Annotated in this window: 28 protein-coding genes; 11 read left to right on the top strand and 17 right to left on the bottom strand. The window is 61.0% G+C overall.

Annotated features, from left to right (window positions below):
* The 3 genes from rnk to cyaY form a co-directional block, all read right to left on the bottom strand.
* Positions 1-411, bottom strand: coding sequence for a nucleoside diphosphate kinase regulator (gene rnk / locus AC0J6G_RS17695; protein WP_475249988.1), 411 nt, complete (start codon positions 409-411; stop codon positions 1-3).
* A gap of 117 nt (positions 412-528) precedes the next feature.
* Positions 529-735 (bottom strand): DUF1289 domain-containing protein, encoded by a 207-nt coding sequence (locus AC0J6G_RS17690; RefSeq protein WP_475249986.1) that lies wholly within the window; start codon positions 733-735, stop codon positions 529-531.
* A complete protein-coding gene (cyaY, locus tag AC0J6G_RS17685; RefSeq protein WP_475249984.1) occupies positions 716-1,048 on the bottom strand; it encodes an iron donor protein CyaY in 333 nt (110 codons plus the stop codon). Before cyaY ends, AC0J6G_RS17690 begins: the two co-directional genes overlap by 20 nt.
* A gap of 391 nt (positions 1,049-1,439) precedes the next feature.
* Here cyaY and lptM point away from each other — a divergent pair, with 391 nt between their 5' ends.
* Genes lptM through AC0J6G_RS17655 form a run of 6 tightly spaced genes read left to right on the top strand, consistent with a single transcriptional unit; the run spans position 1,440 to position 6,061 of the window.
* Positions 1,440-1,616 carry an LPS translocon maturation chaperone LptM gene (lptM, locus tag AC0J6G_RS17680; protein WP_475249982.1) on the top strand — a complete coding sequence of 59 codons (177 nt, stop codon included), beginning with the start codon at positions 1,440-1,442 and terminating at the stop codon, positions 1,614-1,616.
* Positions 1,617-1,625: 9 nt separating this feature from the next.
* A complete protein-coding gene (gene lysA, locus AC0J6G_RS17675) occupies positions 1,626-2,879 on the top strand; it encodes a diaminopimelate decarboxylase (protein ID WP_475249980.1) in 1,254 nt (417 codons plus the stop codon).
* A gap of 12 nt (positions 2,880-2,891) precedes the next feature.
* Positions 2,892-3,722, top strand: coding sequence for a diaminopimelate epimerase (gene dapF / locus AC0J6G_RS17670; RefSeq protein ID WP_475249978.1), 831 nt, complete (start codon positions 2,892-2,894; stop codon positions 3,720-3,722).
* Between the two features lie 13 nt (positions 3,723-3,735).
* On the top strand, positions 3,736-4,434 hold the full coding sequence (locus tag AC0J6G_RS17665; RefSeq protein WP_475249976.1) for a DUF484 family protein: 699 nt from the start codon (positions 3,736-3,738) through the stop codon (positions 4,432-4,434).
* A 38-nt stretch (positions 4,435-4,472) separates the two neighbouring features.
* Complete coding sequence (xerC, locus tag AC0J6G_RS17660; protein ID WP_475249974.1) at positions 4,473-5,369, top strand: tyrosine recombinase XerC; 897 nt, start codon at positions 4,473-4,475, stop codon at positions 5,367-5,369.
* A complete protein-coding gene (locus AC0J6G_RS17655; protein ID WP_475249972.1) occupies positions 5,366-6,061 on the top strand; it encodes an HAD family hydrolase in 696 nt (231 codons plus the stop codon). The genes xerC and AC0J6G_RS17655 overlap by 4 nt, the downstream gene beginning before the upstream one ends.
* Positions 6,062-6,145: 84 nt before the next feature.
* Here the strand turns inward: AC0J6G_RS17655 and sutA are convergent, their stop codons facing one another.
* From sutA to glnK, 4 genes are all read right to left on the bottom strand, one after another.
* On the bottom strand, positions 6,146-6,475 hold the full coding sequence (gene sutA / locus AC0J6G_RS17650; RefSeq protein ID WP_475249970.1) for a transcriptional regulator SutA: 330 nt from the start codon (positions 6,473-6,475) through the stop codon (positions 6,146-6,148).
* A 308-nt stretch (positions 6,476-6,783) separates the two neighbouring features.
* On the bottom strand, positions 6,784-8,034 hold the full coding sequence (locus AC0J6G_RS17645; protein WP_475249968.1) for an ammonium transporter: 1,251 nt from the start codon (positions 8,032-8,034) through the stop codon (positions 6,784-6,786).
* A 78-nt stretch (positions 8,035-8,112) separates the two neighbouring features.
* Positions 8,113-9,426, bottom strand: a complete 1,314-nt coding sequence (locus AC0J6G_RS17640) for an ammonium transporter (protein WP_475249966.1) — start codon at positions 9,424-9,426, stop codon at positions 8,113-8,115.
* A gap of 37 nt (positions 9,427-9,463) precedes the next feature.
* Positions 9,464-9,802 (bottom strand): P-II family nitrogen regulator, encoded by a 339-nt coding sequence (gene glnK / locus AC0J6G_RS17635; RefSeq protein WP_021700071.1) that lies wholly within the window; start codon positions 9,800-9,802, stop codon positions 9,464-9,466.
* Between the two features lie 425 nt (positions 9,803-10,227).
* Here glnK and AC0J6G_RS17630 point away from each other — a divergent pair, with 425 nt between their 5' ends.
* Complete coding sequence (locus tag AC0J6G_RS17630) at positions 10,228-10,497, top strand: accessory factor UbiK family protein (RefSeq protein WP_475249963.1); 270 nt, start codon at positions 10,228-10,230, stop codon at positions 10,495-10,497.
* Between the two features lie 39 nt (positions 10,498-10,536).
* Positions 10,537-12,036, top strand: a complete 1,500-nt coding sequence (locus AC0J6G_RS17625; protein ID WP_475249961.1) for a YifB family Mg chelatase-like AAA ATPase — start codon at positions 10,537-10,539, stop codon at positions 12,034-12,036.
* Between the two features lie 66 nt (positions 12,037-12,102).
* On the opposite strand, the gene AC0J6G_RS17620 is transcribed toward AC0J6G_RS17625, so the two are convergent.
* Together AC0J6G_RS17620 and AC0J6G_RS17615 are read right to left on the bottom strand one after the other, a co-directional pair.
* Positions 12,103-12,891: a gamma-glutamyl-gamma-aminobutyrate hydrolase family protein gene (locus AC0J6G_RS17620; RefSeq protein WP_475249959.1), complete on the bottom strand. Its 789-nt coding sequence runs from the start codon at positions 12,889-12,891 to the stop codon at positions 12,103-12,105.
* A gap of 340 nt (positions 12,892-13,231) precedes the next feature.
* A complete protein-coding gene (locus AC0J6G_RS17615; protein WP_475249957.1) occupies positions 13,232-14,161 on the bottom strand; it encodes a LysR substrate-binding domain-containing protein in 930 nt (309 codons plus the stop codon).
* Positions 14,162-14,298: 137 nt separating this feature from the next.
* On the opposite strand from AC0J6G_RS17615, the gene AC0J6G_RS17610 reads away from it, so the two are divergent.
* Entirely contained in the window at positions 14,299-15,681 is a 1,383-nt protein-coding gene (locus AC0J6G_RS17610) for a NorM family multidrug efflux MATE transporter (RefSeq protein ID WP_475249955.1), read from the top strand.
* Here the strand turns inward: AC0J6G_RS17610 and AC0J6G_RS17605 are convergent.
* The 5 genes from AC0J6G_RS17605 to AC0J6G_RS17585 all read right to left on the bottom strand — a co-directional run bounded on the left by AC0J6G_RS17605 (position 15,659) and on the right by AC0J6G_RS17585 (position 20,464).
* Positions 15,659-16,582 (bottom strand): SdiA-regulated domain-containing protein, encoded by a 924-nt coding sequence (locus AC0J6G_RS17605; RefSeq protein WP_475249953.1) that lies wholly within the window; start codon positions 16,580-16,582, stop codon positions 15,659-15,661. The genes AC0J6G_RS17610 and AC0J6G_RS17605 overlap by 23 nt on opposite strands.
* A gap of 89 nt (positions 16,583-16,671) precedes the next feature.
* A complete protein-coding gene (locus tag AC0J6G_RS17600) occupies positions 16,672-17,016 on the bottom strand; it encodes a NirD/YgiW/YdeI family stress tolerance protein (RefSeq protein WP_475249952.1) in 345 nt (114 codons plus the stop codon).
* An 83-nt stretch (positions 17,017-17,099) separates the two neighbouring features.
* Complete coding sequence (locus tag AC0J6G_RS17595; RefSeq protein WP_475249950.1) at positions 17,100-18,029, bottom strand: SdiA-regulated domain-containing protein; 930 nt, start codon at positions 18,027-18,029, stop codon at positions 17,100-17,102.
* Between the two features lie 122 nt (positions 18,030-18,151).
* Positions 18,152-18,817, bottom strand: a complete 666-nt coding sequence (locus AC0J6G_RS17590; protein ID WP_475249949.1) for a fumarylacetoacetate hydrolase family protein — start codon at positions 18,815-18,817, stop codon at positions 18,152-18,154.
* A 252-nt stretch (positions 18,818-19,069) separates the two neighbouring features.
* Entirely contained in the window at positions 19,070-20,464 is a 1,395-nt protein-coding gene (locus AC0J6G_RS17585; RefSeq protein WP_475249947.1) for an FAD-binding oxidoreductase, read from the bottom strand.
* A gap of 185 nt (positions 20,465-20,649) precedes the next feature.
* On the opposite strand from AC0J6G_RS17585, the gene serA reads away from it, so the two are divergent.
* Positions 20,650-21,879, top strand: coding sequence for a phosphoglycerate dehydrogenase (gene serA / locus AC0J6G_RS17580; protein ID WP_475249945.1), 1,230 nt, complete (start codon positions 20,650-20,652; stop codon positions 21,877-21,879).
* Positions 21,880-22,054: 175 nt separating this feature from the next.
* On the opposite strand, the gene AC0J6G_RS17575 is transcribed toward serA, so the two are convergent.
* Both AC0J6G_RS17575 and AC0J6G_RS17570 read right to left on the bottom strand, forming a co-directional pair.
* The gene (locus AC0J6G_RS17575) at positions 22,055-22,543 is read right to left on the bottom strand and encodes a 2-thiouracil desulfurase family protein (protein WP_475249933.1); all 489 of its coding nucleotides are present in this window, start codon (positions 22,541-22,543) and stop codon (positions 22,055-22,057) included.
* Between the two features lie 19 nt (positions 22,544-22,562).
* Positions 22,563-23,159, bottom strand: a complete 597-nt coding sequence (locus AC0J6G_RS17570) for a 2OG-Fe(II) oxygenase (protein ID WP_475253813.1) — start codon at positions 23,157-23,159, stop codon at positions 22,563-22,565.
* 158 nt (positions 23,160-23,317) lie between these two features.
* Here AC0J6G_RS17570 and AC0J6G_RS17565 point away from each other — a divergent pair, with 158 nt between their 5' ends.
* Entirely contained in the window at positions 23,318-24,085 is a 768-nt protein-coding gene (locus AC0J6G_RS17565; protein ID WP_475249931.1) for a hypothetical protein, read from the top strand.
* Here the strand turns inward: AC0J6G_RS17565 and bipL are convergent.
* Positions 24,082-25,014: a phospholipase BipL gene (bipL, locus tag AC0J6G_RS17560; RefSeq protein ID WP_475249929.1), complete on the bottom strand. Its 933-nt coding sequence runs from the start codon at positions 25,012-25,014 to the stop codon at positions 24,082-24,084. The genes AC0J6G_RS17565 and bipL overlap by 4 nt on opposite strands.
* Between the last annotated feature and the right edge of the window lie 64 nt (positions 25,015-25,078).

The raw sequence follows: 25,078 nt of genomic DNA, 5'->3' as shown, positions 1-25,078 counted from the left end.
TCAGTCGCGGCTGTATTCGCCCGCGGCTTCCGGCTGGTATTCCACCGCCAGCAGGGTCAGCTTGAGCACTTTGCCGCTGGGCGTGACCCAGTCGATGTGCTGCCCGACAGACAGCCCCAACAGGGCCGTACCGACCGGCGCCAGCACCGACACGCAACCTTCACCGCCGGCATCCTGCGGATAAACCAGGGTCAGGTGATAGTCCTTGCCGCTGCTTTCTTCCCGGCAATGTACCCGCGAATTCATGGTCACCACCCCGGCTGGCACCTCGTCGTGGCCCACCACATCGGCGCGGTCAAGCTCGGCTTGCAACGCAGTGGCATTGGGACCGAAGTCCTCCAGGCTGTCGAGCAGGTGCTCCAGGCGCTGCAGGTCAAGACGGGTAATGATGAGCGAAGATGTGCTGGTCATGGTGCGGGTATGTCCCCTTTACTGATCGTGAAAAAAGCAAAACCCCATCACGAAGATGGGGTTTTGCAAGATTTGTCTGACCGTATCACAGCCACTCAAATAAACAAGACCGCCGGGTCAAGGGTTGTTGCTGCAGCGTCGCAACCGCGCTTCGGCAGCCACGCAGATCGCACGCTGGCGCGGCCGGTCGGCTTTGCTCCAGTCGAGAATATCCTGCAGCGTACGCCCGCACCCCAAGCAAATGTCTTGCTCATCCAGGCAGCACTGCCGGCGGCAGGGCGAGGCCACCGGCTCATCGACAGGCTCAGAGTTCTTCAAACTCAAGGTCTACACCCGCTTGCTCCAAGGTGATACGCGCCAGCATTTCGCCCAGTTGCTCATCACTGCTGTCGCAGATCCACCGCTCGCTGGCCTGGTCATAATCGTAATGGAAACCACCGGAACGCGCCGCCAACCAAAGTTGGCGCAGCGGCTCCTGACGGCTGAAAATCAACTGGGTGCCGTTCTCAAACCGAACGGTCAGCACCCCGGCGGAGTTTTCCAGGTCAATGTCCAGGTCGCAGTCATCAAAAATATCTTCCACCGCCTGCTGGGTGGCATCAACCAGGTCGTGAAAGCGGGCTTCGGTCAAACTCATTACGACACACCTCAAAAAATGCAGCAGCCACATAACAACCCAGGCTGCAGTGGTTAACGCTCGCTCACGTGGCGGCGACATCGCCTGCCGTGCCCAGTGCAGCAGCACATCAAGCGGACCATCCAGCCGCAATGGCCGGTGGGTTTCATCCAACAACGGGTGAAGGATAACCCGGCTTCGGGCAAACGCGGCTGCAGGGTACGCGGACTAAGCAGTAAACGCCCGGCGATTTACTGCACATCAGCCCGCATGGCTGCACAGGTGCTGGGCGCGGGAATGCCCATTCGGACAGCTGATTCTGGCTGGCGCCGAAGAGACAGGCAGGCCCCGCCGGACGGGAAACCCAGCGCATAGGCAAGGCGTCGGGGGCTCGGTATACTCCGGCGCAATCATGCTTTATTACAGGGATTCCATCATGAAGCGGTTGTTTACTGCCCTCTTCACCGTAATTGCTCTCAGCACACTGCTCGCTGGCTGCGGCCAGAAAGGCCCCTTGTTCCTGCCGGAAGAAAGCGCGCCTGTGCCCGCACAAGCTGAACCTGCAGCTGAACCTGCACAAACCGAATAAGGACAGCGCATGAACGCCTTCAACTACCGCGACGGTGCGCTGTTCGCGGAAGGGGTGGCGTTGTCCGCCATCGCCCAACGCTTCGGCACGCCGACCTACGTCTACTCGCGTGCGCACATCGAAGCGCAGTACCGCGCCTATGCCGATGCCCTGCAGGGCATGGCGCATTTGGTGTGCTTTGCCGTCAAAGCCAACTCCAATATCGGTGTACTGAACGTCTTGGCGCGCCTCGGCGCGGGTTTTGACATTGTCTCGCGTGGCGAGTTGGAACGTGTGCTGGCTGCCGGCGGCGAGGCGAGCAAGATCGTCTTCTCCGGTGTTGGCAAAAGCCGTGATGACATGCGCCGCGCGCTGGAAGTGGGCGTGCACTGCTTTAACGTTGAATCCACTGACGAGCTAGAACGCCTGCAAGGGGTGGCGGCGGAGCTGGGCAAGACAGCGGCGATCTCGCTGCGGGTAAACCCAGACGTTGACGCCGGCACACACCCGTACATTTCCACCGGGCTTAAAGAGAACAAATTCGGCATCGCCATCGCCGATGCGCCCGCCGTGTATGCGCGCGCTGCCACGTTGCCGAACCTGCAGGTAGTGGGCGTCGATTGCCATATCGGCTCGCAGCTGACCACCTTGCCGCCATTTCTCGACGCCCTCGACCGCTTGCTCGCACTGATTGATAACCTTGCCGAGCACGGCATCCAGATCAAGCACCTGGACCTCGGCGGCGGCCTTGGCGTGCAATACCGCGACGAGCAACCGCCGCTGGCGGGCGATTACATCAAGGCTGTGCGTGAGCGCATTGCGGGTCGCGATCTGGCCCTGGTGTTTGAGCCGGGCCGTTCGATTGTCGCCAACGCTGGCGTATTGCTGACCCAGGTCGAATACCTCAAGCACACCGAGCACAAGGACTTCGCCATTGTTGATGCGGCGATGAACGACCTGATCCGCCCAGCGCTGTACCAAGCCTGGATGGATGTGGTCGCCGTTGAGCCGCGCGCTGGTGCAACACGCACTTACGACATCGTCGGCCCCATTTGCGAAACCGGCGACTTCCTCGCCAAAGACCGTAACCTGGCCCTGGCTGAAGGTGACCTGTTGGCCGTGTGTTCAGCCGGTGCGTATGGCTTTGTCATGAGTTCCAACTACAACACCCGCGGCCGCGCCGCCGAGGTGATGGTGGATGGCGATCAGGCTTTCGAAGTGCGTCGTCGGGAGACGCTCAGCGAGCTCTTTGCAGGCGAACACTGCCTGCCGCCCGCGAGCTAAAAGGACCCGCTCATGTTATTGCGCTTTACCAAAATGCACGGCCTCGGCAACGATTTCATGGTCCTCGACCTGGTCAGCCAGCACGCGCATATTCAGCCCAAAAACGCCAAAGCCTGGGGCGACCGCCACACCGGCGTGGGCTTCGATCAGTTGCTGATTGTCGAGCCGCCGAGCAACCCGGACGTCGACTTCCGCTACCGCATCTTCAATGCCGATGGCTCGGAAGTGGAGCAGTGCGGCAACGGCGCGCGCTGCTTCGCCCGCTTCGTGTTGGATAAGCGCCTGACGGTGAAGAAGCAGATGCGCGTGGAAACCAAGGGCGGCATCATCGAGCTGGATGTACGCAGCGACGGGCAGATCAGCGTCAACATGGGTGCGCCGCGCCTGGTGCCTGCCGACATCCCATTCCAAGCCGAACAGCAAGCGCTGAGCTACCGCGTGGCCGTCGACGGTCAGACTGTTGAGCTGGCTGCCGTGTCCATGGGCAACCCGCATGCCGTGCTGCGCGTCGACAGTGTCGACAGCGCGCCGGTGCACAGCCTGGGGCCGAAGCTTGAACACCACCCACGCTTCCCGCAGCGGGTGAATGTCGGTTTTCTGCAAGTGCTCGACCGCAAACAGGCCAAACTGCGCGTCTGGGAACGCGGCGCGGGCGAAACCCAAGCCTGCGGTACCGGCGCCTGCGCGGCGGCTGTGGCCGCGATCAGCCAGGGCTGGATGGACTCCCCGCTGCAGATTGAGTTGCCCGGCGGTAAACTGAGCATCGAGTGGGCGGGCCCAGGCCAGCCCGTTATGATGACCGGCCCCGCCGTCCGGGTGTACGAAGGACAGGTTCGTTTATGACCGAGCAGCGCCCATGACCGACAAACAGGACTCACCGAAAGTACTGGATTCAGAAACCGTTGCTGCTTATCTGCGCCTGCATCCAGAGTTCTTTGTCGACCACGACGAGCTGATTCCCGAGCTGCGTATTCCGCATCAGCGCGGCGACACCGTGTCGCTGGTCGAGCGCCAGGTGAAACTGCTGCGCGAGCGCAATATCGAGATGCGCCAGCGCCTCTCGCAGCTCATGGATGTGGCCCGCGATAACGATCGGTTGTTCGACAAGACCCGCCGCCTGGTACTCGACCTGCTCGACGCCAATAGCCTGGAAGAGGTGGTTAGCTGTGTCGAAGACAGCCTGCGCCGCGAGTTTCAGGTGCCCTTTGTCAGCCTGATCCTATTCAGCGACGCGCAACTGCCTGTCGGCCGCTCGGTCAGCAGCGCCGAAGCGCACCAGGCTATCGGCGGCCTGCTGGCCGGCGGCAAAACCATCTGCGGCGTGTTGCGTGAACACGAGCTGAGCTTTTTATTCGGCAGCAAAGACAGCCCACAGGTTGGCTCAGCAGCCGTGGTGAGCATTGCTCATCAAGGCCTGCACGGCGTGTTGGCGATTGGCAGTAGCGATCCGCAGCACTATAAAAGCTCACTGGGTACGCTGTTTCTCGGCTACATCGCCGAAGTATTGGCCCGCGTCGTGCCCGGCTTCGCCACACCATTACGCTCGGTGCGTTAGCACTTAACACCGCAGCAACCGCACCGCAGGGAGCTTCCATGCAAGACCTCTTGGACGCCTACCTCGAACACCTGCGCAGCGAGCGCCAGCTTTCTTCCCATACCCTGACTGGCTACCGCCACGACTTGAGCAAGTTGCTGGTGCTATGCACCCACGAAGAAATCGACAGCTGGAGCGCACTCGATACCTCGCGCCTAAGGCGTATGGTCGGCCGCCTGAATATGCAGGGCCAATCCAGCCGCAGCCTGGCGCGCCTGCTCTCGGCCACCCGCGGGCTCTATCGTTATTTGATTCGTGAAGGGCACTGCCAGAGTGATCCAGCCAGCGGCTTGACACCACCGAAGGGCGAACGCCGCCTACCGAAAACCCTTGATGCCGACCGTACCGCGCAACTGCTCGACGGCGCCCTGGAGGACGATTTTATCGCCCGCCGTGATCAGGCCATGCTTGAGCTGTTTTACTCCTCGGGCCTGCGTTTATCTGAACTGGTGGGCCTCAACTTGGATGGCCTTGACCTCGCTGCAGGCTTGGTGCGCGTGGTCGGTAAAGGCAACAAGACCCGCGAACTGCCCATTGGCCGTATGGCGCGCAATGCCATGGAGCAATGGCTGCCGCTACGGGCCCTGGCTAGACCTGCCGATGGCGCCGTATTTATCAGCCAGCAGGGCCGACGCATCGGCCCGCGCGCTGTGCAGTTAAGGGTGCGCCAGGCTGGCGTGCGTGAGCTGGGGCAACACTTGCACCCGCATATGCTGCGCCACAGCTTTGCCAGCCATATGCTGGAGTCGTCCCAAGACCTGCGCGCCGTACAAGAACTGCTCGGCCACGCCGACATTGCCACCACCCAGGTCTACACCCACCTGGATTTTCAGCACTTGGCCACGGTCTATGACCAGGCTCACCCCAGAGCCAAACGTAAAGGCGGCACAGAATGAGCATTCAGCTGATTACTTTCGATCTCGACGACACGTTGTGGGATGTCACCCCGGTGATGCAGGACGCCGAAGCGGCACTGCGCAACTGGCTGGCGATGCACGCGCCGCGCTTGGGTGCAGTGCCGGTGGAGCACCTGTGGTCGATCCGCACCAACCTGCTGCAGGCTGAACCGATGCTTAAGCATCGCCTGAGTGAACTGCGCCGACGCATTCTTTTTCACGCACTTGAAAACGCCGGCTATCCGCACAGTGATGCACAGATGCTGGCCGAAGCCGGCTTTCAGGTATTTCTCGCCGCGCGCCATCAGGTTGAGCTGTTCGCCGAGGTACACCCAACACTTGAGGCATTAGCCAACCGCTTCCAACTTGGGGTGATTACCAACGGTAATGCTGATGTGCGCCGCCTGGGCCTGGCTGACTACTTCCAGTTCGCCCTCTGCGCAGAAGACCTCGGCGTCGGTAAGCCAGACCCTAAACCCTTTACCGAAGCGCTAAAGCGCGCGGGTGTGGCCGCTGAACACGCCGTGCATATCGGTGATCACCCCAGTGATGACATTGCCGGGGCGCAAGCTGCAGGCCTGCGCGCCATTTGGTTCAACCCCCAGGGCAAGGACTGGGGGGCCGACAGCAACCCGGATGGACAGATCTGCAGCCTTGCCGAGCTGCCAGCACTGCTGCACAGCTGGGCATAAACAGCGCTGACCGCCAGGAATGTCAGGCCACAAAAAAGCCCGCGAGCTTATGCATGCGGGCTTTTTTGGTTGCAGCGCAAGCGCTTAGATAGGGCGGCTGCCGTATTTGCCTTCTGGCTTTTTGGGTGGGTCGGAGACCACATTGGGCTCGACCTCCTGCACCTTACCGCCACGGGAGAGGAACTCCTCCATGGCGCGGGCCAGGGCATCACGCTCTTTCTGCTTGGCTTCTACGCTTGGCAGGTCGTCTATCGAGACCGCTGCTTTAGCTTTTTTAGCTTTGCTAACGGGTACGATTTCATCATCACCGTCGCCATCATCACTGCTGTCGCCATCATCGGCAGCAGCCAGCTCTTCGCCTTCGTCTTCGTCAGCGCCTTCTAATTCGTCGTGTTCCAGATCTTCGTCGCTCATGTTCCAACCTCATGACTTGCGAAAAGCAGAGTAGTTATAGCCCAGCTGCACCAGCTTTCTAACGCAGCTGATAAAAATTCCAAGGGTGTTTGCTTGGCTGAGACCCGCGCATCGGCGATCGGCGCTCAACGGCGCGCATTCTAGGGTCTGTTGCCATTTCATCACAACTGCGCCGACACCTGTTTTGTCACGCAGCAGCGCAGAAGACGCCGAGTTTAGCCGCCAATTCAAGCTTAAGCAGCCGCGCAGCCCCGGCGGTGGAAAAAACAAAGGGCGCCCGAGGGCGCCCTTGCTGAAACCAGAGGGAATTAACGCTTGGTGAATTCCGGATATGCTTCCATGCCGCATTCGGCGATGTCCACACCTTCGTACTCTTCCTCCTCGCTGACGCGCAGGCCGATCACCAGCTTGATGAGCGACCAGACGATCAGGCTGCAGACGAAGACCCAGGCGAAGATCGAACCGATACCCAGCAGCTGCGCGCCCAAAGTAGCGTCGCTGTTAGTCAGGCAGACCGCCAGCAGGCCCCAGATACCGACCACACCGTGTACGGAGATGGCGCCGACTGGATCGTCGAGCTTGAGCTTGTCCAAACCGAGGATCGAGAAGACCACCAGCACGCCACCCACGCCACCGATCAGGGTGGCTTGCAGGGCAGTCGGGGTCAGCGGTTCAGCCGTGATGGCCACCAGGCCAGCCAGGGCACCGTTGAGGGCCATGGTCAGGTCAGCCTTGCCGAACAGGATGCGTGCCACGATCAGCGCGGCGATCAGGCCACCGGCAGCCGACATGTTGGTGTTCACAAACACGTTAGCCACAGCGTTGGCGTCTTCGATGGTGCTCATCTTCAGCTGCGAACCGCCGTTGAAGCCGAACCAGCCCATCCACAGGATGAAGGTACCCAGCGCAGCCATCGGCAGGTTGGCACCCGGAATGGCGTTAACCTGGCCATTGGGGCCGTACTTGCCTTTACGGGCGCCGAGCAGCAGTACGCCAGCCAGAGCAGCCGTAGCGCCAGCCATGTGCACCACACCGGAACCTGCGAAGTCGAGGAAGCCCGCTTCGTTGAGGAAGCCCGAACCCCATTTCCAGAAGCCCTGCACCGGGTAGATGAAACCGGTCATGACCACAGCGAACGCCAGGAAGGCAAACAGCTTCATACGCTCAGCCACGGCACCGGAGACGATCGACATGCAGGTCGCGGCGAACACCACCTGGAAAAAGAAGTCCGAACGCGCCGAGTAGTAAGGGGCATCGTCACCGCCGGCGAGTACCGACTCAACGCTGTTCTCTTCACCCAGCAGGAAACCCAGGCTTGGTAGGATGCCGCCTTCCGGGCTGGAGTACATAATGTGGTAGCCGATCACCAGGTACATGATGCTCGCCACTGCGTACAGGGCGATGTTCTTGGTAAGAATTTCAGTGGTGTTCTTGGCTCGCACCAGACCGGATTCGAGCATGGCAAAACCCGCTGCCATCCACATGACCAAGGCGCCGCAAACCAGAAAGTAGAAGGTATCAAAACCGTACTGCAGTGCAGTCAATGCTGTGTTGTCCATGGTTCACCTCTTGCCGTTACGCTTTTTAGCGCTATTCGGTTAAGACGTCCGGGTTGGCTCCGGACGCGCTCCGTGTGCTTATAGGTTGTAGCCGCGCTCGTTATGCAGGGCGAGATCGAGACCGATGGTCTCTTCCTCTTCGCTGACACGCAGGCCCATTACTCGGTAGATCACTTTCAGAATCACGAAGGTCACCACCGCGGTGTACACCACTGTGAAGGCCACCCCCTCGAACTGGATCCACAACTGCGCCGGAATGTCTTCCACCGTGCCGAAGCCACCCAAGGCCGGTGCGGCGAACGCTCCGGTGAGAATGGCGCCGACAATGCCGCCCACGGCGTGTACGCCGAACACGTCGAGGGAATCGTCATAACCCAGCTTGCGTTTCAGGCTGGTGGCGCAGAAGAAGCAGATCACCCCACTTGCCAGACCAATCGCCAAAGCGCCCATCGGCCCCGCGGTACCGGATGCCGGCGTGATCGCCACCAGCCCCGCCACGGCACCCGAGGCAATGCCCAAAACGCTGGGTTTGCGGTGCGTGATCCACTCGGCGAACATCCAGCTCAGCGCCGCAGTAGCGGTGGCAATCTGGGTGACCAGCATGGCCATACCGGCGCTGCCGTTGGCGGCCAGCGCAGAACCTGCGTTGAAGCCGAACCAGCCAACCCAGAGCATGCTTGCGCCGATCAGGGTATAACCGAGGTTGTGCGGCGGCATGGCCGTTGTTGGAAAACCTTTACGCTTGCCCAGCACCAAGCAGGCCACCAGACCGGCGATACCGGCGTTGATGTGCACCACGGTGCCGCCCGCAAAGTCGAGCACGCCCCAGTCCCACATCAGTGCCCCGTCGCCGCCCCAGACCATGTGCGCGATAGGCGCATACACCAGGGTGAACCACACCGCCATGAAGATCAGCATGGCCGAGAACTTCATGCGCTCGGCAAAGGCACCAACGATCAGCGCCGGAGTGATGATGGCGAAGGTCATCTGGAAGGTGATGAAGACACTCTCCGGAATCCCAGCCACCAAGCTGTCCAGGGTCAAACCAGAAAGGAAGGCTTTGGAAAAACCGCCGACGAAGGAGTTGAAGTTGACGACCCCCTGCTCCATGCCGGTGCTGTCAAAGGCCAGGCTGTAGCCGTAAACGACCCACAGAATGCTGATCAACCCGGTGACTGCAAAACACTGCATCAACACCGACAGCACGTTCTTCGAACGCACCATGCCGGCGTAGAACAGCGCCAGACCGGGGATGGTCATAAACAGCACCAGTACAGTGGCGACCAACATCCAAGCGGTGTCGCCGCTGTTCAGGCTTGCCTCTTCGGCCATGGCAACGCCAGGAACGAGAGACAAAAGGGCTCCTAGCCCTGCGAATTGACGCAGAGTCATGGTTTAACTCCTGGGGCGTGGGGGTTCGTGCGGAGGCTTAAACTGCGTCGGTGCCGGTTTCGCCGGTACGGATGCGGATCGCCTGTTCCAGGTTTACAACGAAAATTTTGCCGTCACCGATCTTGCCGGTGTTGGCAGCCTTGGTGATGGCCTCGATCACGCGATCGAGTTGATCGTCAGCGATGGCCACGTCGATTTTCACTTTTGGCAAAAAATCGACCACGTACTCAGCGCCGCGGTACAGTTCGGTATGGCCCTTCTGGCGACCAAAGCCTTTCACTTCAGTAACAGTGATGCCCTGCACGCCGATCTCCGACAGTGACTCACGGACGTCGTCCAGCTTGAACGGCTTGATGATGGCAGTGACTAGCTTCATGTAACTCTCTCCCGTGTATGGTGGACTTGCCCCAGGAATTACGAACCCGGTTTAAGTCTAAGCGCTGTGCCTGGCTTTTGTAATGCATCGCATGCTCAACCCAGCGGCACCGATGCTCAGCAACCGCTCTAGGCGAAGCATTTCCCACCTCGCCTGACGCACCGCAACTGCATCGGCGCGTGTGTCACAAGAGACTTAGCAGAAAGCTTGCCAGGTACGCTAAAAGCTATTCATTTCATGCAGTTACCCGGCAAACAGCGCATTTAGTCAGGTAACGAGCAACAACCACCGCACAACAACAGTGCAGCAGCCAACCTATCAACGCGCGAAAACCGTGCGGGCTTGCCAATACGGCGCCAGCAGCAGCCGGTAAGCCCGCCAAAGCTGCGTGCTACACTGCCACCACTCGGAAATGGAACCTCATTATGTTGCCACCTAAAGCCCTACTAGACGCCCTGACCACTCACGCTTCGCGCCTGTTCAACGGTGATGCGCCCCTGCCGCACGGCGAGTTCGAAGCACAGTTCAAGGTGCTGCTGCAGAGCGCCTTCAGCAAACTCGACCTGGTCAGCCGCGACGAGTTCGACAGCCAGATGGTTGTGCTGGCCCGCACCCGCGCCCGCCTGGAAGCACTCGAAGCCAAAGTAGCCGAGATGGAAGCACGCAGCGCAGACGCCCCCGCTACCCGCGAATAACGCCCACTGCGGATGCATCAGCCGATCAAGGAGTGATCGATGTCCCTGGCCATAGTCCACAGCCGCGCCCAAGTGGGTGTTGAAGCGCCTGCCGTCACCGTCGAAGCGCACCTGGCCAACGGCCTGCCTTCACTGGCACTGGTTGGCCTGCCGGAAACTGCTGTCAAGGAAAGTAAGGACCGGGTGCGCAGCGCCATCCTTAACTGCGCCTTCGACTTCCCACCCAGACGCATCACCCTCAATCTGGCGCCTGCGGATTTACCCAAGGACGGCGGCCGTTTCGACCTGGCAATCGCCCTCGGCATTCTCGCCGCCAGCGGCCAGGTGCCGGCCAGCGCCCTAGAGCACCTCGAATGCCTGGGCGAACTGGCGCTCTCCGGGGAAATTCGCCCAGTACAGGGCGTCTTACCTGCGGCATTGGCTGCCCGCGCGGCTGGACGCACCTTAGTGGTGCCCAAAGCCAATGCCGAGGAAGCCAGCCTGGCCTCGGGGTTGACGGTGATTGCCGTCGGACACCTGCTGGAGATTGCCGCGCACCTTAACGGCCACACGCCGCTCGCGCCTTACCAGGCCCAAGGGCTGCTGCGGCAGATACTGCCCTACCCGGACCTGGCCGAAGTGCAGGGCCAAATTGCCGCTAAACGCGCGCTGCTGGTAGCCGCCGCAGGTTCGCACAATTTATTGTTCACGGGCCCGCCCGGCACCGGTAAAACCCTGCTGGCCAGCCGCCTACCCGGTTTGCTGCCACCGCTGAATGAGGCGGAAGCGCTGGAGGTGGCGGCGATTTATTCCGTGGCCAGCCACACGCCGCTCAGCGCCTGGCCACAACGCCCCTTTCGCACGCCCCATCACAGTGCATCCGGGCCAGCGCTGGTTGGCGGCGGCAGTCGCCCGCAGCCGGGTGAGATTACCCTGGCCCATCACGGTGTTCTGTTCCTTGATGAGCTTCCGGAGTTTGACCGTAAGGTCTTGGAAGTTTTACGCGAGCCTCTAGAAAGCGGGCAAATTGTCATCGCCCGCGCCCGCGACAAGGTGCGTTTTCCCGCGCGTTTTCAGCTGGTGGCGGCGATGAACCCTTGCCCTTGCGGGCATTTGGGTGACCCTTCCGGGCGTTGTCGTTGCAGCAGCGAGCAGGTTCAGCGCTACCGCAGCAAGCTCTCCGGCCCGCTGCTCGACCGTATCGACCTGCACCTCACGGTGCCGCGCGAAACGACGCGCCTCGACGCCTGCGTAGAACCGGGCCCTAGCAGCGCCGAGCTGGCCGCCCAAGTCATTCAAGCTCGCCAGCACCAGTTGGATAGGCAAGGTTGCGCCAATGCGCACCTGGATCTTAACGGCGTACAGCAGCATTGCCGCCTGCCTGACGAAGACCGCCAATGGCTGGAGAACGCCTGCGAGCGCCTGGGCCTGAGCTTACGCGCAGCTCATCGGGTATTAAAAGTGGCGCGCACCCTGGCGGATTTAGATGGTGCGGCGAGCATCCAACGCCAGCACCTGGGCGAAGCGCTGCAATACCGCCCCAGCAGCAGCGACACCTGAATAACCGACACAAAAAAGCCCCATTCCGGGGCTTTTTTGTACACATCCGATGCAGGCTATGGCCTTTTACTGCGTGCGCTGCACCGCGTACTCACGGCAAGCGTTACCAAACGCCTGGAAGATTTTCACCGAGTGCGGGTTCTGCGCCGCTTGCCACTCGGGGTGCCATTGCACCGCCAACGTGAACTGCTCAGCGCGGGGCAGGTGAATCGCCTCAACCAAACCATCTTCGGCATGAGCCAGGGCCTCGACCCCCTCACCCAACTGATCGAGCGCCTGGCCATGCAGCGAATTGACCGGGAACGTCGCCTCGCCCATCAGCTCAGCAAACCAGCTGCCGGGCAGCGCTTGCACGGTATGGCTGTCGGCATACTGCACCGCCACAGGGTCGTTAGGGTCTTCGCGGTGGTCATTCATGCCCGGCACTTCATAGGCTTTCTGGTGAATGGTGCCGCCCAGTGCCACGTTGATTTCCTGCATGCCCCGACAAATCGCAAACAGCGGGATGCCACGCTCAAGCGCCGCGCGAATCAGGGCGATATCAAACAGATCACGCTCTTTATCCTGACCTTTGCTCGGGGTTTTATTTTTCTGGCCGTACAGCGCCGGATCAATATTGCTACCGGCACCGGTTAGGTACACGCCATCGACCATCGACAGGTACTGATCGATGTCATCAATACCGCAGCAGCTCGGCGCCAGCAGCGGCACACAACCGGACAACTCGGCCAATGGCGTGATGTATTTGTGGGTCATGACCTGATAAGCGTGGCCTTTGCGCTCCTGGGTGCCCATGGACATCAGGACCACCGGTTTACGCGCCGCAGAGCGCTGTTTCATATTGTTATTGGACATACGTCACCTTGAAGCAGGCAAGGGGCCTGCCGTTGCTGTGCAGGAAGGCTGACGATCGTCACGCGGCCTCCTGTTTTATCGCCAGTTACGCCTGCGCCAAGCCATGCTGGAGAGCCTAGGGAGCGGCTCGTTGCATCGACTCGGCAGTCGAAACTGCTGGGGCCAGTCTGCCAAAGCCGTAAAATATGTCAAACAAATAAGCGCGCTTTGTTAGTAAATCAGATCGTGAGCAGTACACAACCACACCAACTTGTAGCGTAACTATCTGTTTTAAAACCAGTTATCGAGTAAAGCCAATAACGAGTAGTCCAATATTTTTTACGCCTTACGCGCAACCACACTAACGCTCGCCACCCATTACTCGCGCCACCACCGGCAGCTGCATCGCCGCTACATCGGCGATTAGATAATCACGTAAATGGCGAAAGCGCTCCTGCCCGCGACGGGCCTTGGGCCATACCAAGTAGTAGCTGCAACCACTGGGCACCGCGCTGGGCCAGGGCAAACCGAGCCGGCCCTGAGCGACATCCTCGGCGACCATCACCAGATCGCCGATCGATACACCATAACCGCGCGCCGCCGCCACCATGCCTAGCTCCAGGGTGTCGAACACCTGGCCACCCTTGAGCGCCACTTGATCGGCCAGGCCCATGGCCTGCAGCCACTGCCGCCAGTCGCGTCTGTCTGGCGTCGGGTGCAGCAGTTCGGCGGCCTGCAAGCGCGGCACATCCCAGTGTTGCTCACTCAAGGCCTCCGGCGCGCAAACCGGAATCAGCCATTCGGCGAACAGTTCGGTGCTTTCCCACTCCTCAGGGAAATCGCCTTGGCTGAGCAGCACGGCGCAGTCGAAGGGTTCGTGCAGAAAGTCCACCTTGTCCACGTCCATCCAGGCGCTGGTCAGTTGCACCTCACGGGCGCTGCTCAGGCGATAGCGTGACAGCCGCGCCAGCAGCCAGCGCATAGTCAGGGTCGACGGGGCCTTGAGGCGCAGTACCGTGTCGTCAACACGCAGGGTGCTGCAGGCCCGCTCCAGCGCCTCGAAACCCTCACGCAGGCCCGGCAGCAACATGCGTGCGGTCTCGGTGAGTTGCAGGCTGCGGCCACTGCGCTCGAACAGGCGGCAAGCGAAGTGTTCCTCCAGGGTACGCACATGGCGGCTGACGGCGCTCTGGGTAATCGCCAGCTCTTCGCCGGCGCGGGTAAAGGAACAATGCCGCGCCGCCGCTTCAAAGGCGCGCAGGGCGTAGAGCGGTGGCAGGCGCTGGCTCACGCACAGACTTCATGAGTAATAGTCATGTCTGTCATCGCTATTATCCTTTTGTGTTGCTGCAGCGGGCTTATGAGAATGGCGCATTCTCTGCTTGCGTGGATCACCCGAGCAAGCCCTCTAGCTGAGTAGAACTCATCATGCTGCATCCGCTTCGTGACGAATTGCGCGCCCTGCTAACGCTCGCCGGGCCGCTGATTGCTGCGCAACTGGCGCATGTACTGATGGTGTTTACCGATACCGTGATGATGGGCCTACTCGGCCCCGCGACCTTGGCGGCCGGTGGGCTGGGGGCGGCCAGCTATTCCTTTGTGTCGATCTTCTGTGTCGGGGTGATTGCCTCGGTCGGCAACCTAGTAGCCATCCGTCACGGCGCGCAGGACGCCGCCGGGGTAACCCGGCTGACGCAAAACGGCCTGTGGCTGGGTTTGGGCCTGGCGTTGTTGGCCGGCTTGGCACTGTGGAACCTGGGCCCGGCGCTGCTGTACTTCGGCCAACAGCCGGATAACGTCAGCGGCGGCATGCAGTTTCTCTCAACCCTGGTGTTTGCCCTGCCCGGCTATATGAGTTTTATGGCGCTGCGCGGCTTTACCAGCGCCATCGGCCGCCCCGGCCCGGTGATGACCATTAGCATCGGCGGGGCGCTGGCCAACTTCGTCCTCAACTATGCCTTGATCAAGGGCTGGTTCGGCCTGCCGCCACTGGGCCTGGCCGGCATCGGCCTGGTCACTGCCGTGGTGATGAATGTCATGGCGCTGCTGCTGGCCTGGCATGTGTTGCGCCACAGCGCCTACAGCCCTTATCCACTGTGGCACGGTCTGTTGCGGCCGGTCTGGGCCGAGCTTAAAGAGTTGCTGCGTCTGGGCCTGCCGATTGGCGGCACCTACGCGGTGGAGTCCGGCCTGTTTGCCTTTGCTGCGCTGTGCATGGGCGCGCTGGACAGCACCCAGCTGGCGGCGCACCAGATCGCGATCATGTCGGTGTACGTGGCCTTTATGGTGCCGGTGGGGATTTCCTACGCGGTGACCTTCCGTATCGGCCAGCACTTCGGCGCCGGCCGCCTGCTGCAAGCGCGTCAAGCCGGCCGGCTGGGCCTGGGTCTGGGCGCGCTGTGCATGCTGGGTTTCGCCGCGTTGTTTTGGCTGGCGCCGCACTGGGTGGTCGGGTTGTTTCTCGACGCTGCCGACCCCAGCTACAGCGAGGTGGTGGCCTTGGCCGTGGCGCTGCTGGCAATTGCCGCCTGGTTTGAATTTTTCGACGGCATTCAGACCATCGCCATGGGTGCGATTCGCGGCCTAAAAGATGCCAAAACCACCTTCTGGGTCGGCCTTGGCTGCTATTGGGCAGTGGGCGCGCCGCTAGCCTGGATACTGGCGTTTCCGCTGGGCTGGGGGGCGCAGGGCGTGTGGTGGGGGTTGGCCGGCGGCCTGGCTTGCGCCGCTATTGGCCTGACCGTGGGCTTTGAGTGGAAGACCGCACGCCTGCGGCAACCGGCAGCGCTCAAGGCGGCGCGGGCTTGCTAAAGCGGTAAAACAAATTGGGCTCGCTGACCAGGTAAAGCACGCCCTGATTGTCCATCGCGATGCCCTCAGCCTGGGGCACGCTACGCTTGAGACCGTTACGGCCGCGCAGCAGCGACAGGCTGCTGATCGGCTTGCCGTTCACGTCCAACTCCAGCACCAACCGCGACTCATCAGACAGCGCCAGCAGATGCCCGCTGCGCTCATCGAACTGCAAGCTGGAGAGATCACGCACAAACAGGCCGGCATCACGCTGTTGATTGTCGACAACATGCACGGCAAACGGCTGCTGCGGATCATGCTGCGGGAAGCCATGGATCTCATAAATACGCAGCGGGTCGCGCTCCTTGGCGACAAACAGGCGCTGGCCAACCGAGTCGTAGGCCAGCCCTTCAAAGCCCTTGTTGCCATTCAGGCCGATACCCAGCGAGAACTGCTGCGCCTGATCGGCATGCAGTTCGGTGGTGGCAGCGTCCACCCGCACCTTGATCAGGCGCTGCTTGCGCTCATCACTGATCACATACAACCCCTCGCTGATGTACTCGACCGCCTCGGCATCGCCAAACCCATGCAGGTCGATAAGCCGCAACAGCTCGCCCTCCAACGACAGCTCAATCAACTGGGCTTTCTGGTTGGTCACGGTAAACAGGCTGTTACGGTCCGGGTCGAAGGTCAGCGCCGAGACGTCATCAGCCAACCCGGCAATGACCTTGGCTTCAATCTCCACCTGATAGTCCGACAGCAGCATGGGCACGTGCTGCTCTTTGCTCGCCTGTTGCCACTGCTGCAGGTTGAACCAGGCGCGCTCAAACAGGCGGTACTCCTGAGCGAGCAGTACAAGCAGCAGCAACGGCAGCGCGGCCAGGCCCAACAACAGACGTTTCAGGGTGAAATACTCGCGCATAACCACTCACTCATAACCGCTAACGAACGACACAACGACGTTAGCCCGAAGCAGGGCTTCGGGCTAACGTGGGCGAGAAATGGCGTGGCTTACTTGACCAACTCCAGGTACTCCACATCGATTTCACGGCTCATCAGGTCACGATCGACTTCGCCGCTGATCTTCACCGTCGCGGTTTCGGAAACAGCCTGAGCCGGCCAATGCTCATCGTCGATTTCAACATTGATGGTGCCGCTGGCGTCCTTGAACTCATACAGCTCGTCCTGCAAGCGCTTAACGATCTGCCCTTGCAGCACCACTGGGGTGTCGTCGGCGGCATCCAATGCCGCAGCCACCGTGGTGACCTGAGTAACCGCGCCAGGGCCGGTGTAACCGGTGGCCAAGGCCGCAGTGGAGATCAGTGGCAACAGCAGCGCTAAGGTAAAACGCTTCATGGGATAACCCTCTAGTCAGTTGGTGATGGCGCCAATCTAGAGGGCTTAGCTGAAACCAGGCTTAAACGGGGCTTAAGCCAAGCTTAATTCGCCTGAGCAGGCGGTGCGGCAGCCGGCTCTTTGCGCAACACGTAGAACAAGTTGGGCTCGCTGACGATGTAGATATTGCCGGCGCTGTCCATGGTCACCCCTTCGGCTTGGCCGATGCCACGCTGCAGGCCGTTCATGCCGCCGGCCAAACTGATAAAGCTGACTGGCTCACCCTGCTCGTCGACCTCCAGCAGCAGGCGCGACTCATCCGATAACACCAGCGCATGGCCGGTGCGGTCGTCGTAGCTCAACGAGGAGATATCACGCAGAAGCAGGTGCTCGGACGCCAGCGGCTGTAAAACACCTGCCGCACCGTCTTCACCAGGAAAGGGCAAGCTGAACAAGCCGAGCGGGCCGCGTTCCTTGCCGAGCAGGACGCGCTCATTACGTGAGTCCCAGGCGATGCCCTCGAAGCCTTTGTTACCGGCATCGGCAAAACCCAGGTCGAACGACGCCCAATCAGCAAATTCCAGGCTACGGGTCAGCGTGCTCAACTTGACGGTGGTCAGGGTCCGTTTGCGCTCATCGATAATCGCCAAGCGACCGCCAGAGAGCATTTCCACCCCTTCGGGGTTGGCAAAGCCATGCAGGTCAATGCGCCGTATCACTTCACCGTTGAGGGTCAACTCAATCAGCTGCGGGTACTTACCCGTGACGGTGAACAGGGTGTCGGTCTCGGCGCTGTAGGTCAGCCCAGACACCTCGTCATCCTCAAGCCCCTGCAAGCGTTTGCCTTGTAGCACCGCCCGATACCCCGGCAACCAGATGCTTTGCGCCTGATCAGCCGCACTCACCTGCTGCTCTTGCGTCCAGACAAGCAGCCGATCATCCCAGTGCAGGTACTTCACCGCCCACACGCCCGCTGCGCACAACAGCAGCACCATCAGCCAGCGCACACGCCGCCAGGAAATCCAGATAGACATCGCCCATACCCCATTAAAACGATGGCCATCAGACTAGAAAGCAACGCTAAAGTTTGTGTTAACCCACCCGCCCACGGACACCTCCAAGTGCCCGCCTCTAATAGCGGTGGGTGGCGCCTGAGTTACAGCGCGCGGCTGGCGAAGCGGCTGTGGCCGACCAACTCCAGCACCAGCTCATCGCCCTTGTGCAGCGGGCCCACGCCGACCGGCGTACCAGTGAGGATCACATCCCCGGGCTGCAGGCTGAAGTGCCCGCAGATGTGCTGGATCATCGGCAGAATCGGGTTGAGCATGTCGCGGCTGTTACCGTCTTGGCGTACTTCGCCGTTGATCACCAGACGAATGCCAATATCGGCAAGGTCTTCCAACGCATCACCCGGCACAAACGGCGCCAGCACGCAGGCACCGTCGAAGGATTTAGCGGTTTCCCACGGGTAGCCCTTGGCCTTGAGCGCGCTTTGTAAGTCACGCAGGGTCAGGTCTAGCGCGGGGGCAAAACCAGAAATGGCGTCGCGCACTTCTTCAGCATTCGGTGTGCGTGACAGCGGCTTACCGATCAGCACGGCGATTTCCGCCTCGTAATGCACATCGCCACGGCCCTCGACCAAGGTAAAACCGTTATCCAGCGGCACCACACAACTGCCCGGTTTGATAAACAGCAACGGCTCGCTTGGTACGGGGTTGTTCAGCTCTTTGGCATGCTCGGCGTAGTTGCGGCCGATGCACACCACCTTACCCATGGGAAAGTGGATATGGGTGCCATCGACATACTGGTGCTGATAACTCATGGGCAACTCCTAAGGGATGCGGGCGCAGCTGCTGATCGAAGCATGCCGCGCAGGGCAGGTGCAACCCGCCGCTGCCTGCTGGCCGGTTGCATACGGCCTAGGATCATGTGCGCTGCAGGGCCAGCCGTCGGTGCGACCAAAGGGGAATAAGGCACGCTGCGGCCGCGTGGATAAGCGCAGCGCAATCCGGGACGGTCGGCGCTGACCCGGATTGCACAAAGGCTTATCCGGGCTGCATCGGCTCAGCATCAATCAGAGCGGGAAAATCTTGCCTGGGTTCATGATGCCGTTGGGGTCAAACACCGCCTTGATCGCCTTCATATAGCCAATCTCGGCTTCAGAGCGGCTATAGGTCAGGTAATCGCGCTTGGTCATGCCCACGCCGTGCTCGGCGCTGATCGAGCCGTTGTACTTCTGCACGGTCTCGAATACCCACTTGTTGACGGTGGCGCACTTGGCGAAGAACTCGTCCTTGGACAGGTTCTCCGGCTTCAAGATATTCAAGTGCAGGTTGCCGTCGCCAATGTGGCCGAACCACACCACTTCGAAGTCCGGGTAGTTTTCGCCGACAATGCGGTCGATGTCATGCAGGAAAGCCGGCACCTTGGAGACGGTGACCGAGATGTCGTTCTTGTACGGCGTCCAGTGGCTGATGGTTTCCGAGATGTACTCGCGCAGCTTCCACAGGTTCTGCAATTGCTGCTCGCTCTGGCTCATCACGCCATCGAGTACCCAGCCCTGCTCGACGCAATGCTCAAAGGTGGCCAGCGCCGCGTCGGCAACTTCCTCGGTGGTCGCTTCGAATTCCAGCAGGGCGTAGAACGGGCACTCGGTTTCAAAGGCCGGCGGCACGTCGCCACGGGCCATGATCTTGGCCAGGGCCTTGTCCGAGAAGAACTCGAAGGCGGTCAGGTCCAGCTTGTTCTGGAAGGCATGCAGCACCGGCATGATCGAGTCGAAGTCCGGGGTGCCGAGCACCATTGCAGTGAGGTTCTTCGGCGCACGGTCCAGGCGCATAGTGGCCTCGACGACGAAACCGAGGGTGCCTTCGGCGCCGATAAAGAGCTGGCGCATGTCGTAACCGGTGGCGTTCTTGATCAAGTCTTTGTTCAGCTCCAGCAGTTCGCCGGTGCCGGTGACAACCTTCAGGCCAGCCACCCAGTTGCGGGTCATGCCGTAGCGAATCACCTTGATCCCGCCGGCATTGGTGCCGATGTTGCCGCCAATCTGGCTGGAACCCGCCGAGGCGAAGTCCACCGGGTAGTACAGGCCCTTGTCTTCGGCAAACATCTGCAGCTGCTTGGTCACCACGCCCGGCTGACACACGGCGGTGCGGTCGAATTCGTTGAAGTCGAGAATCTGGTTCATGTAGTCGAAGGCCACCACCACTTCGCCATTGGCGGCTACGGCGCCGGCGGACAAGCCGGTACGGCCACCGGACGGCACCAACGCCACCTTGTGCTGATTGGCCCAACGCACAATGGCCTGCACCTGCTCGATGCTCTTGGGAAAGGCAATCGCCAGTGGCGCTGGAGCGAAATGCTTGGTCCAGTCTTTGCCGTAGGTGTTGAGGGAATCGGCGTCGGTCAGCACCTTGCCGGGCTCAACCAGGGTCTTCAGCTCTTCGATCAGCGCAGGGTTGGTCATCTACGGAACTCTCATACGATTCATGGTCAGCCTGAGCACGCTTCATCTGCCAGGATAGGTGTTTCGCGGGGCTCGTATGCTAGCATACGCCCCCCGTGAATCATGCCTCTGCGCCGATCTGCGGGCGCAGTCAGCCCAGCCGCTGACCCTTCCCTGACACTATTTGTGGGACAACAGGTACTCCGATGAGCAAGACCTCTCTCGACAAGAGCAAGATCAAGTTCCTTCTTCTTGAAGGCGTCCACCAGAATGCAGTGGACACCCTGAAGGCCGCTGGTTACACCAACATCGAGTACCTCAAGGGCGCACTCTCCGACGACGAGCTGAAAGAAAAGATCGCCGACGCGCACTTTATCGGTATCCGCTCGCGCACCCAGCTGACTGAAGAAGTTTTCGACTGCGCCAAGCGCCTGGTGGCCGTGGGTTGCTTCTGCATCGGCACCAATCAGGTCAACCTCAATGCTGCCCGCGAGCGGGGTATTGCGGTATTCAACGCACCGTACTCGAACACCCGTTCGGTGGCTGAACTGGTGCTGGCTCAAGCCATCTTGTTGCTGCGCGGCATCCCCGAGAAGAACGCCTCCTGCCACCGTGGTGGCTGGATCAAATCGGCGGCCAATTCCTTTGAAATCCGCGGTAAAAAGCTGGGCATCGTCGGCTACGGCTCGATCGGCACCCAACTCTCGGTACTCGCCGAAGCCCTGGGCATGCAGGTGTTTTTCTACGACCCGCTGACCAAACTGCCACTGGGTAACGCCACTCAAATCGGCAGCCTGAACGAACTGCTGGGTATGAGCGACATTGTCTCGCTGCACGTGCCGGAGATCGACAGCACCAAGTGGATGATTGGCGAGAAAGAAATTCGCGCCATGAAAAAAGGCAGCATCCTGATCAACGCCGCCCGCGGCACCGTCGTGGTGCTGGAAGCACTGGCCGAGGCGATCAAAGACGAGCACCTGATTGGTGCCGCCATCGACGTGTTCCCGATCGAGCCGAAATCCAACGACGAAGAATTCGAAAGCCCGCTGCGTGGCCTGGATCGCGTGATCCTGACTCCGCACATCGGCGGTTCGACTGCCGAAGCTCAGGCCAATATCGGCCTGGAAGTGGCCGAGAAGCTGGTCAAGTACAGCGACAACGGCACCTCAGTGTCCTCGGTCAACTTCCCGGAAGTTGCTCTGCCGGCGCACCCAGGCAAGCACCGTCTGCTGCACATTCACCAGAACGTGCCGGGCGTCATGAGTGAGATCAACAGCGTGTTCGCCGAAAATGGCATCAACATCTCCGGTCAGTTCCTGCAAACCAACGACAAAGTCGGTTATGTGGTGATCGACGTTGACGCCGAGTACTCCGACCTGGCGCTGGAAAAACTGCAGCATGTGCGCGGCACCATCCGCAGCCGCGTACTGTTCTAAGCCGCGTTCTGCACGACAAAAGGGAAGCTTCGGCTTCCCTTTTTTATGGCGATGCCGAAACGCTGCAGGGGGCGTTTGGGCGGCGATTACTTACAACGGTTGTCGCAGCGACAACTGCATGGGGCAGGAGGCAGTCAGAAGCAGGGTGCCAAAGCCGAAAACCCCCACAAGCGATTCAGCCTTCTAGCTCTTGCAGCGCCGCTTGCGCAGCTGGCAGTTCTTCTTCGCTAAACACCTGCACCCCAGCACGGCGTAAGGCCGCCGCGGTCACCCCCTCCCCGGCAACCTGAGTGCCGCTGAAGCTGCCGTCGTAGTTTTCGCGGTTGCCGCACGATGGACTACGCGCCTTAAGCAGCGCCATGCGGATGCCATATTTCGCCACCAACGCAAGCGCCTGTTCGGCCCCGGCCACAAAGGCAGCGCTGACATCCTCGCCATCCACCGTCAGCACCGGTATGCGCCCATCCAGTACCTGTGTGCCCTGGCCACCGGCAATTTCCGCTGGTGCGCGTGGCGTCGGCAGGCCTCCAGCGACTTCCGGGCACAACGGCACCACGCGCCCGTCCTGCTGCCAGCGCTCCAGCACGGCAAACGGGCCATGGGCACCGCCGTCATAGCGGACGCGCTGGCCCAACAGGCAACGGCTCACCAGAATTTTCTGCATCACGCCCTCTCTGCGCAGGTTAAAGCGCCGCCGTACCCCGACGCCGCAGCCAGCCCGTTAATGACAGACGCTCGCGGTGGGTCGGCAACACCTCGTGGGGCATTTGCGCCGACAGAAAAACCAGCAGGCTGCCTGCCTCGGGTAACACGTCATGGTGGCGACCGTCGGCCAGGTGCAAGCGCAGCGCACCGCCCTGCTCGGCCTGCCAGTCATCATTGAGATAAAACACCACAGACACCGCACGGCGGTCATCGTCACGAAAGCGATCGAGGTGTTTCTTGTAAAACGCCCCCGGCGGATACAGGGCGAAGTGGCTTTCGAAATCCTCCAGCCCCATAAACAGCTCGCGATTGAGCGCCTGACGCAGCGCATCCATAACCGCCAGGTATTGATCGCACGCGGCACTTTGCCCCGCGTCCAGCCACTGGATGTGGTCGCCGCGCACCCCCTCACTGATCACGGCCAAGGCGCTGCGGCCGATGCCGGCCTGCACCAATAAACCGGCGGCCGCCCGATTGCGGCACTCTTCGGCCAGTTCGAGGGTCAGAGTGGGGTCAAGGAAGTGTGTTTGCAGCGACCAGCCGTGCTCGGCCAAGTCATCGATAACGCACGCCATGCGGGCGCTGAGGTCGTTAAATGAGCAGGTGTTCAATGATCGCCCCGAAGGAATGAGAACCTGCATAGGTACAGGTTCGCGATTTTAGCAGGCCACTCCCTGACCTCGACAAGCGCTTACTGCACACTGAAAATAGCCGCCCCATGAATGGAGTCCCTATGCGCGCCCTTTCCGTTTTACTGACCCTGCTGCTAAGCCTGCCGGCCCTGGCCGATGATTACCTGCAGCTGTATCAGGCAGCCGGCTGGCCGCAGCAGCGCATGCACTTCAGCGATGCCCTGCAAGCCGCCCAAGAGCGCTACCGCAGCAGCTTGCCGCCCGCAGTGCACCAGGCGTTAGTTAACAACAGTAACCAGCGTTTTGCCGCTACGGCGGTGGACCAGCGCGCGCAACAGGGCCTGCGCAACAGCCTTAGCGAGCCCGCCAGCGCACTGCAGTTTTTTCAATCGCCACTGGGGCGCAAAATTGTTGATGCCGAACTGCTGGCGACTCGCAGCGACCAACTGGCGCGCTTTACCAACGGCCTGCCGCGCAGCGACGCCAGCGCCACCCGTCGCCTGCTGATTCGTCACCTGGCGCAGGCCCTGCCGGCCGAGGAAGCTGGCGCAGAAGTCAGCCTCGCGCTGGCTGGCGTTGCCGCCGACAGCCTTAGCCAAATGCTCCCCGGCCTGCTCGGTGGCGACAGCGCACAACTTATGCTCAACAGCCAACGCCAGCGTTTGATGGAACAGATTGCTGCAGACCTCGACAACACCCTGCTGCACGTCTACCGCGAGCTGAGTGATGCAGAGTTAGAGGAATTTGTCAGTTTTGCCCAGTCCGATGCCGGCAAGGCTTACTACCAGGCAGCCCTGGCCGCCATCCGCAGCGGCCTGGCGGTGGGCCAGAGCACGGCCAACCTGGCCCCAACCACCAACGGCATTTAGCGCAAGCGCTGACTGAGAAAATCAAAATAGCGCTGGCGCAAGGCCGGCGCTTCATTGGCAAGATGATGCCGCGCCTCGGGCAGACGCAGAATCTGCGGCGCAGCAAACAGGTTCCGCAGCACCTTGAGGTTGTAACGCCAAGCCACAGTCATATCGGTCTCGCCCTGAATGATCAGCGGGCTGCGAGGGCTGCGCGGCGCCGCTTCAATGTGCGGCACCCACCGGCTTAACGCACCGACCCAGGCGGTCGGTAAGTTACGCGGCTGCAACGGGTCGTGGTGGTGAACAAAGTCAATAAACGCGGCGTCGCTGGAGTTAGCGCTAAAGCGCCGGGGAATTTCGCTGACGAAATTGCGCATCACCCGATAACTGAGCTGCGACCAGCCCCAGGCACGCGGCCGGACCAGCGGCGCCAGGAGAATGGTTTCCCCCACCTGCGCCAGCGGCTCACCGGTCAGCAGGTAGTCAAGCAGAATCGCCCCGCCGGTGCTCTGCCCGCACAGGTGCCAGGGTTGCGGCAACGCCAACGTGGCAGCTTCGGCGAGCAGTGCCCGTAATACCGTTTGGTACTCCGCAAAATCGCCGATGCTGGCCCGCGCACCACTGGACAAGCCGTGCCCTGGTAGATCGCAGGCCAACACCGCAAACCCCTCGGCCAACGCCCATTCGATCACATGCCGATACAAACCAACGTGGTCGTAATAACCGTGCAGCAACACCAGGGTGGCGCGCGGCTGCTGGGGCCACCATGCCTGCGCTGCAATTTGATAACCGCCAGCTTGCAGCCAGCCCATCCGGCTGTTTACGGCCAGCGCATCGCTAAATCCGTAAAACTGTCGGTACGCCTGCTCGGGTGGCGACAGCACAACGGCTGCGGCCAAGGGTCGCAGACTAGCAATCAGGCTTTGCGGCTGAAACGGCTCTGGCATAGGGTTTCCATCAATCAGACGGGGAGTTCACAGCACCGCCGGGCGGGCTTTTCAGGTTGCCGAT

Source organism: Pseudomonas sp. TS_SC_3 (assembly GCF_056156225.1).
Note: the sequence above shows the minus strand (reverse complement) of the source record. Positions and strands in the feature narration are given on the sequence as shown.